A 10,746-nucleotide genomic window follows, 5' to 3' on the forward strand; every position below is an offset into this window, starting at 1 on the left:
TCCCTCCTTAAAGGTTTATGCAGTCTTTGCATTTGGATGATTGGCCGGAGCAGATTTCTTAGGAATCTTGATCTCAGCCGAGCCCGTTTTCTCGCGCCGTTTCAGCTGACGGATCACAACAGGACATTTGGTTTCGCTCTGATAGAGCACCTGACAATGCAGGCAGTTCACGCATTCATTGGGGTTGATTTCCCCGGTTGGGTGAATGGCCTGTACCGGGCATTCATTGGCACAGGTCTGGCACGGGCTACCGCACTCTTTGTAGCGACGCAGCCAATCAAACATGCGCATACGCGCAGGGATCGCGAGTGCCCCACCCAGTGGGCACAGGTAGCGGCAGTAGAAGCGTTCAATGAACAGCCCCGCCACCAGCAACGATCCGGCAAACACAACAAACGGCCAGTCACGTACAAATTTCAGAATGATCGCAGTTTTGAACGGCTCGACTTCGGCCAGTTGCTCCGCAGTTTCCAAAGACGCCAGCGACACGCCAAACAATCCAAGGAAGATCATATATTTAATCGGCCACAGGCGCTCATGCAGCCCCCAGGGCAGGGTCCATTGCGGCACTTTGAAGAAGCGCGCAATTTGATTGGTCAGCTCTTGCAGCGCGCCAAACGGGCACAGCCAGCCACAGTAGGCCCCACGGCCCCAGAACAGCAGCGCCGCAGCAATGGCAAACCATTGGATAAACACCAGCGGGTCCATCAAGAACGCATCCCAAGTGAAGCCCGAGCGCATACTGTTGGCCAGTGCCATGATGTTGACGACCGACAGCTGTGCGTTGGCGTACCAACCGATGAAGAACAGTGTGAAGGTCAGATAACCAATGCGGAACCAGTAGAACCGACGCGCTTTCCAAGTGGCTTGAAATTGGAAGAAGAAGACCGCGGTCAACACCAGAAGCATCACGCCCAAAACGGCGATTTCTGTGGTCTTGTCCTTCCAGATGCGTTGCCACAACGCAGCCTTGGCTGCGGCTTCATCCGCAGCACTGTCCACAACAGGCGCAACCGGCAATGGCAGCAGGTAGTCATCTGGAAGACGATAACCCAGATCCCATGTCAGGAACACGCGGTCCAGTGCGCCCACCGAGCGTTGGACCAACAGCTGCAGGCGGAACGGCTTCGCCGGATCAAACTCCGAGTCGGCTGGAATTTTGTAGAGTTCGAGCTCAACAAAACTCGGGCTATCGGCGGTTGCCAGTGCCCGCAACCGGCGGTGCTGTTTGTCAAAGAACCGCACCGAGTTGTCGCCTTGGATCAGCTGGATGCGGTCAAAGATACCGCCGCGCACGTAACCGGAACCTTTGAAGCTGTATTTGCCTCGGCCCAGCACCAGAATAGCATGTTCACCTTCGTCCAGCCATTCAACAAGGTTTTCATATTCATTGTCGCCAAGCAAGCTGCGGCCAATCGACGGCACAGACACCAGTGCCATATGCATGTCGATAAACGTGTCGTCCGGCTCGCCTTTTTCGGGACGTTTGGCGGCGCGTTCATCATCCATCTCAGCAAAGGCTTGGTTGACCTGCCCCACGTCCAGCGTCATGCGCCGCACAGAGCCGTCTCCCGCCAATGTGGTCCAGTCCTGCACCGCGTCATTGGCCATGTCCAAGTCACGCTTCGGGCCGGTTTCTTGCACCGCAAGCCCACCCAAGCCCAAGGCCCGCGCCACTTTGATGCCGCCGCGCACCAAACTGTCGTCAATGATCATAATGGTTACGGTGGCACCGGAGATGATATCGAGATCATGCCCCTCGCCGCCTGTTTCCGCCTCAACCTTAAGGTCAAGACCAGCGTAACCTTCGGTCAGCGTCACCATTTTGCTGTTGGGAATACCAATCAACACAATTGGCTCGCTGTGTTTCACCAGCTTCACACCGGTCAACACTGCATCGTCGTCAATGGCTGCGACAACATGGATCGGCTTGCCCGAATAGCCAGTGGTGCCGACAAAATCAGAGGTCAAAAACGCCCAAGCCACGGTCTCGCCGCCCTTGAGCACAGGCGCGACTTTCACGTCCTCGCGCACCGGGCCAAACGCGTCGGCCCCCTCTGCCAGTTCGGCAGGATCTAACTCTGTTAGGAAAGACGCCAGGCTGTCGGCTTTGGCTACATCTGCCATCATGAGCCCAAAGGCACAGACAATTGCAGACACCCAGGTCGTAAATGCGCGCTTCACAATCACAGCGCACCTCCTTCTGTCGGGTTCGCTGTCATCACATGGCCCACGCGGGCCATTTCATTTTTACGCTGGGGCGCCAATGGCGGCCCCCGGGTCATCGGGCGCTCCCACGCCTTGCTGACGAACACTGCCACGTCTGCCTCATCAATCGCCAGCAACGCAGCAAAGGCAACGCTCCCGTCGATTGTGGAAACACCGGGGTCAATCCCTGCCACGCCTGCACAAGTCACACACGTTAGACATTTTGGACACCCGCCATGCGCTGGGGATTGAGGGGTACGTTCTTCAACGGTCCCATCGTCAAGCAGCCGCACAAATACCGGGCCAGCCTCCGCGCAAATCTCAATCCAATCTGCCCCAACGTCTGCCCCAGACCGCGCATGTGCCATGGTCGGCGACACCAGCTGTAACACCAGCCCGACCACGGCCAAAAGACCGATCAAAGATCGGCCAAGGCGGGAATTGGCTGGCGACTCAAAAGACATAAGGGGTCTCAGGAAAGTTTCTAACGCCCTCTCCATAGGCGTCCGCACATCTCCGCGTCTTGATCGATATCAAGCTTTCACATTTCTTGCGCCAAACTTCCAACACACAACCCACCTGCCGATCCAAACCAAAACGGATCTCCATAAACATCAACCCTGGCGTAGGAAATTTCAACAAAATCCCTGCTAAATGCCTGATTTTATTTCTCTTACATTCGCCACCTCCGTCTGCACCGATTAGCGCCTCTTTAACGCGCAGAACTCTACGAAAGGGTCAGAAGGAGTGCGCAATGACAACTTATACGGGTTATTTGGTTAGTCTCGACGTGGGATCAAACGGACTGGGAACAAGCGACGAAATCGACGGCAGTCTTGGCGAAAACACCATTTTTACGCAGCAGGACATGCCAATTGGTTCAGGCTCCGTGACCTTTCCGGCTCTCGGCACAGTCACTGGTACGTTTTATGCACAGAGCGGCCAGGCCTATTTTGTCCCTGACGACTCAGAGGTCGATCCAGGCGACAGCCTTGGCTACATCGACACTTTTTCCGACGTCATCAACGGTAGCAGCGGCGATGACAACATCTGGGTGTGGGCCGACAGCGACGACGTGATCCACGACACCGACGGCGACATCTACGACGCCTCCGGCGACGACATCATTTACGCCGGAAGCGGTGACGACTCGGTTGTCTTTGGGGACGGAAACGACAGCATTTACGGCGAATCTGGCAATGACCAGATTGGCCTGTGGACCACCGGATCCGGCGACAACCGTCTCGACGGTGGCGCAGGCAACGACACCATCATTGGTGGCGACGGCAATGACAACATCATCGGCGGTGACGGGGACGATGTGCTGTATGGGGCGAGCGGCGCTGATACATTTTCCGGCGGTGCAGGCTCCGATGAGTTCTGGATCACGGACGACCATGACTATGCCCTTATAGACGGCGGCAACGACGCCAGCGGTTGGGACCTCGTTGGGTTTTCAAACTGGGAAAGCACCCAAGGCGTGGATGTCACTTTTTCAGGAGACAAGGCGGGCACGTTTGACTTTGGCGGTACCACAACCCACGGTTCTTTCACGGAAATCGAGCACATTGTTGGCACTAACTACGCCGACAGCATTGACGCTTCAGCGGATTCCACAAATCTAACGCTCGAAGGCTTCGACGGGGATGACTCCATCACCGGCAGCACAGGCAACAACTACATCTACGGTGGCGCCGGTGACGACACCATCACCGGCGGTGGAGGAGACGACAAGCTGTTTGGTGGCGATGGCAACGACGTCTTTAACGTGCATGCCGTTGTGCAACCCGAAGAGCTCGACGATGACGACTTTGAGGTAGGAGGATTGGAAGTCGGAGGATTTGACTTAAGTGGCTTTGGTGAAGTTGAGCCTGCCATCGCAGAAATTCCAAGTATCGACGTGTATGATGAACCTTTGGAAGATGACGCTGCCGACGACGAGCCCGATGATGAGCTCGAACTTGGCGACGATGATGAGATAGATGATGAGGAAGCCGACGACGGGACCAATGATATAGTCCACGTCGACGGCGGTGGATGGTGGGACACCCTCTCGTTCCACGAAGGCACATCTACATCCGGCGTCACTGTAACCTATACCGGAAATTCTGAAGGTAACTTTGGCCTCGAAGGCGTGGACGGCACGTTCACCAGCATTGAAGCCCTGCGCACCACCGAGAACGCGGACTTTATCGATGGCTCCGTGTCCTTCGAAAGTGCGCTCATGGTCACAGGGGATGGCAACGACACGGTGATCGGCACACATGGTGATGATGAAATTTGGGCCGGTGGGGACAACGATCTCATTAACGCCAGTTCAGGCGACGACACTATAGGGGGCGGTGCCGGGAGCGACACAATCACGGGTGGCACAGGCAGCGACTCATTTGTGATCGAAGACAATGATGGCTTTGACGTCATCACCGACTTCACAATGGATGACCGGCAGACCGACCAACTCGACGTTAGCGAGTTGACCAATGAGGACGGTGAGCCGGTTCAGGTCAGCGACGTCGACGTCTCAAGTGACAACATCGGGAATGCGATCCTGTCATTCCCCAATGGAGAGGCTGTGAAACTGCAAGGTATTCAGGCCTCTTCCATAAACAACAGTACCTTGATCGAAATGGGCATCCCCTGCTTCACGGCAGGCGTGATGATTGCCACACCGAATGGGGAGGTCCCCATCGATCACCTGCATGTGGGAGATTTGGTTCAGACCTTGGATCACGGTCCGCAACCAATTGTCTGGATTGGCAAACGGCACCTGGGCCTAGCCGAGTTGATTGCTTTCCCCAAACTGCGCCCCGTGTTCATTCGCGAAGGTGCGCTGGGCAACAGCCGCGACATGCTGGTCTCGCCGCAACATGGTATGGTCACAACCCAAGGAGGGGACACGCCGCAATTGGCCCGCGCCATTCATCTGGCTCGTAACGGCGGACCCGGCTTTCGCATCGCCCTTGGAGTTCAGGAGGTGACCTACTACCATCTGATGTTGGAGCGGCACGAAATCATCATGGCCGACGGTGCTCCCACCGAGAGCTTCTATCCGGGCCCCATGGCCATGGGCTCGCTGCGCACCGATGAGCGTCGTGAGATTACCCATTTGTTCCCAGAACTGCTGACCCTTCCCGGCGTGTCCGCTTACGGTCCAACCGCCCGTGGCTTCCTCAAATCTCGGGAACTGTCACGTGACACCGCGGCACTGTTTGAGCCGGTGCGCGCCTTGACGTAATCGCAAAAGAACCGGCAGCCAATGCAAGGCTGCCGGGCTATTGTTCAGCCAAAAATGAACAAAACTACGCACCTCCGCAAAACAGACGTGATACCGACGCAATACCGACATTCCAAAAGCCATGTGTTAACGCTTGACCTTCCCGCCGCAGGTACCTGTATGCACACGCTTACCGAACCGTCCAAGGGCCGGCCAAGACCAGAGCGTCCGCTACGCCAAAACCCAGAGCGCCGAGGAGTTCAACTCTCCTCAAACTGCGCCCGACACGCCTTGATGCTGTGCAGGCCTTTCATGCTGCCACTCAGGTCCAAGTCCTCGGTTTCCCCCGACCCGCCCTGCACCAACACTGAGGTACGTTTGCCAAACTCAGAGGCAAACTCCGGGTTGTCAAAAAAGGCGTAACCACCGGGCAGGCCTGCGAAATGTGCCCCAACCGCGTCGCCTTGAAAGCGGCTGTCACCAAAATCAAACAAGACGCTGCCGGCTTCGCCATCCACCACACCACCAAACGCGGCGTTATAGGCGGCAAAGAAAGCGCCGTTTTGATCCGGAACCACGCCAATTTGCACCAAGGTGCCACTTTCAAAGGTCTTTTCCATGTAACAGCCGTTGCCATTTGCGGGGTTGGACCGCACGGTCCAGTCCCCCACCGTGGCAAATTCCGGATGGGCCTGCGCCGCCACAAAGGTTGGCATCAGCAGGGACAGGCAGAGGCTTAGGCGGAGGTGTGTCATGTCTCTCTCCAGTTTTATTCGAGTTGCGCAATATCAGGCGTACAGGGTTTGCGGGTTTCTGGCATGTGATCTGCACCGTCGGCGCGATGGTGACGCGAGCCGCCGATGTCGAGCTTGAATTTTGGGTCTGACAGCTTGCCTTGGACCTCAAACGGCCAGGCGCTGCGGGCGAGCGGTTTGCCCACTCGCCGTGGCTCTGCGCGGATGGAGATCGCGTCACGCACCCAATCCACCATCCCGCGCACCACCATTTGCACGCTGCGGGTTTCAGCCACAACGGAGTCAAAACTCACTTCGCCGGCATTGATCCGCACCGGGGCTTTCACGCAAACAATTTCGGTTTGGCCTTCCGAAAACTCCTTGGAAACCAGCCACGGAAAAATGCCAAGGCCAGCGAGCTCCAACAGGCTGGTGGCAATGGCGCCGTCGCGCATATTAAGAGAGGCATACCCCGCCATGGAATTGGCAAAAGCTTTGCCGGAGGTGATGTTGCCGGTGACGTCAACATTGGCTGAAATCGTGCCACGGGCGGGGATCTTTATGTCGAGTGCTTTCAGGATTTTGCCAAAGTCCCAGCCGCTTGTGGCGCCCTCGATGCGCACACGTTCTGGGTCTTCGATGGCATCCATTGAGGCGGTGACCTTGAAAAACCCAGGGCCATAGTAGAGCTCCAACGGACCCGCTTGGATTTGACCTTCTTTGGCTGTCAGCTCACTGTTCATGGACGAGGTGCCCGCATCCCCTACAAACTCTGCGATCTCCAAGGTGATCGCCAAATCGGTTTCCGTTAAGATGCGTTTGAGACTGAAGACCTTGTTTTCCTTCTCCAAAACTAGCGGTTGAATGGGCGGGCGGCCGTCATCTGTCTCGTCTTTCTCGGCGTCTTTGGTGGCCTTCGCAGCTTTGGCACGTTCGCTGAGTTGCACAATTATCTTTGCGCCTTCACGCAAGTCGATCAGGCGCATACGCTCGCTTAGAATGGCTCCGCGGATCACGTTAACCTCTTGGCTGAGGTCGAAAGTCATATTGGAGGAGAGGTCTGTACCATCCGCTTGAAAATCAAACCCAATTTTGGCTTCTTTGGCAGCCCCTTCGAGTGTAAACCCTGTGGCAAGCGTCGACACCCCCACCGGTTTGAGGCCCAGCGCGGTCAGGAAAGGTGCGGTTTCGGTGACACCAAACTGAAAGTCCAGCTTCATGCCCGCCAGCTCTTCAATACTGGCGACCACCAAATTGGCGTTGAGGGTCCAAAGCTCGGTGTCAACCGTGCGCGCCGCCAATTTGCGCAGGCTCAAAGCCCCGTTTTGATCCTCAATGACAAAGTCAGCTTCGACGCCGCCAAACTTGGCCACCTCTTCTGGCGGCAGGTTCTTCAGCAGAAGCACTGCGGAACCTTTCAGTTGTCCGGTCAGGTCCACAAGTCTTAGGCCCAGAACATCTCCAATGTCGCCTTGGGCCGTCAGAAAAGGTGCATCTTCTGGACCAGCCTGAATGGAGATATCGCGCAGCCCAAGGGTTTTGGCCTCAGACCGATAAATGCTGCCGATGGAGATTGGTCCAACTCGATCCAGCCCTTGGTCAAAGGCGTTGGTGTGAATGAGCAATTCCTCAAACGTCAGTTTGCCGTCGGCAGTGAGAATGTGCGCGTTGATTTCGGTGAGTTTGAGCTCCTTCAGGTTTTCTGCTTCGGCTGGAGGCTGGCCCTCAGGATGCAGACGCGCGTCAATGCGGATGTCAAAACCGGCGCGGGTGAAGAGATTGTCGACACTCCCCGCAACTGTGATGGCTTGGCCTTTCTCCAAATCCAGGGAGGTTTGCAGATTTGCCAGAGAGAGCTGTTTGGGTGCGCTGGTGACATCCACCGACAACGTGCCCACACCTTCGAGACTGCGCGCCAGCCCAAGAACCTCAAACACGTCGCCAATTTGACCGGTGTTCAGCTCCAGCCGTGCGGTATAGCCAAACGCGTCATCCGGCAGGGCTTCACCGTTGTAACTGAGGGAAATGTCGCCAAATTCCAGTTGGTTGGTGAACGGAGCGCCGCGCGGGAATTTGCCATCCCACGTAAAGGTTTCGCCGTTCAAAGCCCCTGCGCCTGTGACCGAGACCAATTGGCCGTCTTGCAATTGCTCAAGCAGGATTTTTTCCAGCTCAAAAATGAACTCAAAGCCGCTTTCTTCATCCACGGACACCAGACCGATGTTGGTGAAGGACACGGTACGATCACTGAGAAATGAGAAAATCGAGGGTTTGGGCTGTTTGTCGGCGGTTTGAGGAGACTGGGTGGCAGAGGTGTCTGCGGCGGGTGAAGGCATGGGTGTATCGGGCTTGGTCCAACTGGTGGTGCCGTCAGCTTGGGTGATCAGATTGGCCTGCAACCCGTCAATGGTGAGATTATCAATGTCGATGCGACGCTCAAACAAGGCTGGTAAATCCAACTCCCATTCCAACAGGTCCAACTCCGCGAGGTTGAGCGAGGTGATATTCTCGCTTGGGATGCTGGCACCGCTGACATGTACTTTGGTGGTGCTGCCCAATACCACACGCACGTCGCCGTCGATCAAAAACGACTGCCCTATTTGTTCGGTCAGAAGGTCGGACACAAAATCCTTGCGCCATCCACTGAACAAGGGGGTGGCCAAAGCGGCCCAAATCAGAGCACAGAGGGTTAGAGCGAGCACAACAGCCCCAGCGATAAATCTCAAAATCCAGCGTCTCAAAACGGGTCCTTTCTCGGTGGGCACCAAGGAAACTCAAATAGTCTTGCGCCGCATGTCCCAAGTAAGGACGGCGCCAAAATGGGCGCCTCACTGGGGCGAACCCCTGCAACTGATGCGGTCTGAAATGATCATGGCACAGATTTAGGCGTGTTGAGAATAGTTTAGGTGCACTGCCACTCTTTCCGGCCGGACAATCCCTTGGCAGCAGGTCAAACCCGCGAAATTTACCAACTGTTAAGGCATGGCATGCGTCCACCGCAGTCTACGTCTGAGACAGACATTCTTCCAAGTCGTTAATAAACAACCCTCTTTCAAGCCAAAACGGCAACCCGCCCCTTGAGACGTGGCACACGGCAATCGATTTGTGGATTTCAGCTTCGCTCTCTATTCGCGTCAAACCTGAACGGAGTGCCACAGCGCTTGCGCAGTACTGCCACGATTGGAACACATTTCCTCCACAGCTTGGGCATGAAGGTGAGAACTTGCTGCCGCATTTCCTCCTGGTCGCATGATAGAGAGGAAACTGCGTAGATGGATTACGCTGACGATACCGTGACTGCGTTGCCTGCTGGCACTGAACTCCTGCGGGGGCAGTACCGGATCACGCGCAGTTTGGGTCAAGGGGGATTTGGCCTCACGTATCTTGCTAGCGATAGTTTGAACCGCACTGTGGTAATCAAGGAGTGCTACCCGTCCCAGATTTGCACCCGAGATGGGAGGCAGGTGGTTCCATCTGGCGCAGAGAGTGCGCCGTTTTTCGCCTCCGTTTTGGAACAATTTCAAGCCGAAGCACATTGTTTGGCAGAGCTGGATCACCCCAAAATTGTTGCGGTACATCAAACCTTTACAGAAAATGGCACCGCCTACACAGCAATGGACTTTGTTGAAGGCGAAGATCTGCATGAGCTGGTGGATCACGCGCCCGGTCGGTTGACTCCTCGGTTGGTCGACGGGTTGTTGCGCCAGGTTTTGGACGCGCTGAGTTACCTGCACGACCGCGGTGTATTGCACCGGGACGTGGCGCCGGACAATTTGATCCTGAGCGAGGCCGGCGATGTCACGCTGATTGATTTTGGCGCGTCTTATTCAACGGATGATGCCGAAAACGGCCAAAACCAACGGATGTTGGCCGTGAAAGATGGCTATTCTCCGCCCGAATTTTACGGTGCCGATGACGCACAAGGCGCGCACAGCGACATGTATTCACTCGGGGCGCTGTGTCATTTGATGTTCACCGGGGAGGCACCACCGGACGCGCAGACACGATTGGATATGATCGCCCAAGGGCGCATGGACCCCTATGTGCCGCTGGAATCCACAGATTTTGAGATAGATATTCGCCTAAAGCTGGCCACAGACCGTTCCCTAGCATTGACAGCGACTGACAGGTTGGGCTGCGCCGACGAGTGGCTTGCGGTGATGGATGGGCCAATCCCAAAACCGCTGCCAGTGTTTGATCCAGCTGTGATTGGGGTGATCGAAGAGCTGGTTGTCAAAACCAACAAAGTGCTCACCCCGGGATTGCCCAAGGTGCTTCAGAGACCACTGAAGGCGCTGGACGAGCCCCGGCAGGCGCCGCCGCCCAAGCAATACGTCGATATCTTTGGCAACCCAATTGAGGACGTCGAAGCCTATCTGGATGAGCAGGATCGCCTAAGCCAGAAACGTTCAAAATCGCGCACGCGACTTTTGCTGCAAGGCGATCACTTGCGCGCATCTGGTGCGCGCGCCCCGGTGCAGGTCACGTCCAACCAGACGAGCGGCGGATCACTGTTTGAAAAATTCTGTGATCGGCTCAAAGGCGACCGGTCTTCCCCCAACACCCGCCTATTCCTAATCTGAAGGGACA

At 56.1% G+C, this 10,746-nt stretch carries 6 protein-coding genes; 2 read left to right on the forward strand and 4 right to left on the reverse strand.

The annotated features are described in order from the left end of the window. Positions 1-15 precede the first annotated feature (15 nt). Positions 16-2,130, reverse strand: a complete 2,115-nt coding sequence (locus tag QOL67_RS17510) for a NosR/NirI family protein (RefSeq protein WP_283427310.1) — start codon at positions 2,128-2,130, stop codon at positions 16-18. 56 nt (positions 2,131-2,186) lie between these two features. After that, the gene (locus QOL67_RS17515; protein ID WP_283427278.1) at positions 2,187-2,672 is read right to left on the reverse strand and encodes a DUF2946 family protein; all 486 of its coding nucleotides are present in this window, start codon (positions 2,670-2,672) and stop codon (positions 2,187-2,189) included. Positions 2,673-2,962: 290 nt separating this feature from the next. On the opposite strand from QOL67_RS17515, the gene QOL67_RS17520 reads away from it, so the two are divergent. Next, a complete protein-coding gene (locus QOL67_RS17520) occupies positions 2,963-5,443 on the forward strand; it encodes a Hint domain-containing protein (RefSeq protein WP_283427279.1) in 2,481 nt (826 codons plus the stop codon). A gap of 239 nt (positions 5,444-5,682) precedes the next feature. Here QOL67_RS17520 and QOL67_RS17525 read toward each other — a convergent pair whose 3' ends face one another. Beyond that, the gene (locus QOL67_RS17525) at positions 5,683-6,177 is read right to left on the reverse strand and encodes a hypothetical protein (RefSeq protein WP_283427280.1); all 495 of its coding nucleotides are present in this window, start codon (positions 6,175-6,177) and stop codon (positions 5,683-5,685) included. A gap of 14 nt (positions 6,178-6,191) precedes the next feature. Beyond that, on the reverse strand, positions 6,192-8,897 hold the full coding sequence (locus QOL67_RS17530; RefSeq protein ID WP_283427281.1) for an AsmA family protein: 2,706 nt from the start codon (positions 8,895-8,897) through the stop codon (positions 6,192-6,194). A 531-nt stretch (positions 8,898-9,428) separates the two neighbouring features. Between QOL67_RS17530 and QOL67_RS17535 the strand changes: the two genes are divergently transcribed. After that, the gene (locus QOL67_RS17535; protein ID WP_283427282.1) at positions 9,429-10,739 is read left to right on the forward strand and encodes a serine/threonine protein kinase; all 1,311 of its coding nucleotides are present in this window, start codon (positions 9,429-9,431) and stop codon (positions 10,737-10,739) included. Positions 10,740-10,746 lie beyond the last annotated feature (7 nt).

Source organism: Shimia sagamensis, from assembly GCF_900182745.1.
GTDB lineage: Bacteria > Pseudomonadota > Alphaproteobacteria > Rhodobacterales > Rhodobacteraceae > Shimia > Shimia sagamensis.

Bases quoted from the DNA above. Each gene is read 5' to 3' on its own strand.
- QOL67_RS17510 (WP_283427310.1), bottom strand. From the start codon at position 2,130: ATGATGGCAGATGTAGCCAAAGCCGACAGCCTGGCGTCTTTCCTAACA.
- QOL67_RS17515 (WP_283427278.1), bottom strand. From the start codon at position 2,672: ATGTCTTTTGAGTCGCCAGCCAATTCCCGCCTTGGCCGATCTTTGATC.
- QOL67_RS17520 (WP_283427279.1), top strand. From the start codon at position 2,963: ATGACAACTTATACGGGTTATTTGGTTAGTCTCGACGTGGGATCAAAC.
- QOL67_RS17525 (WP_283427280.1), bottom strand. From the start codon at position 6,177: ATGACACACCTCCGCCTAAGCCTCTGCCTGTCCCTGCTGATGCCAACC.
- QOL67_RS17535 (WP_283427282.1), top strand. From the start codon at position 9,429: ATGGATTACGCTGACGATACCGTGACTGCGTTGCCTGCTGGCACTGAA.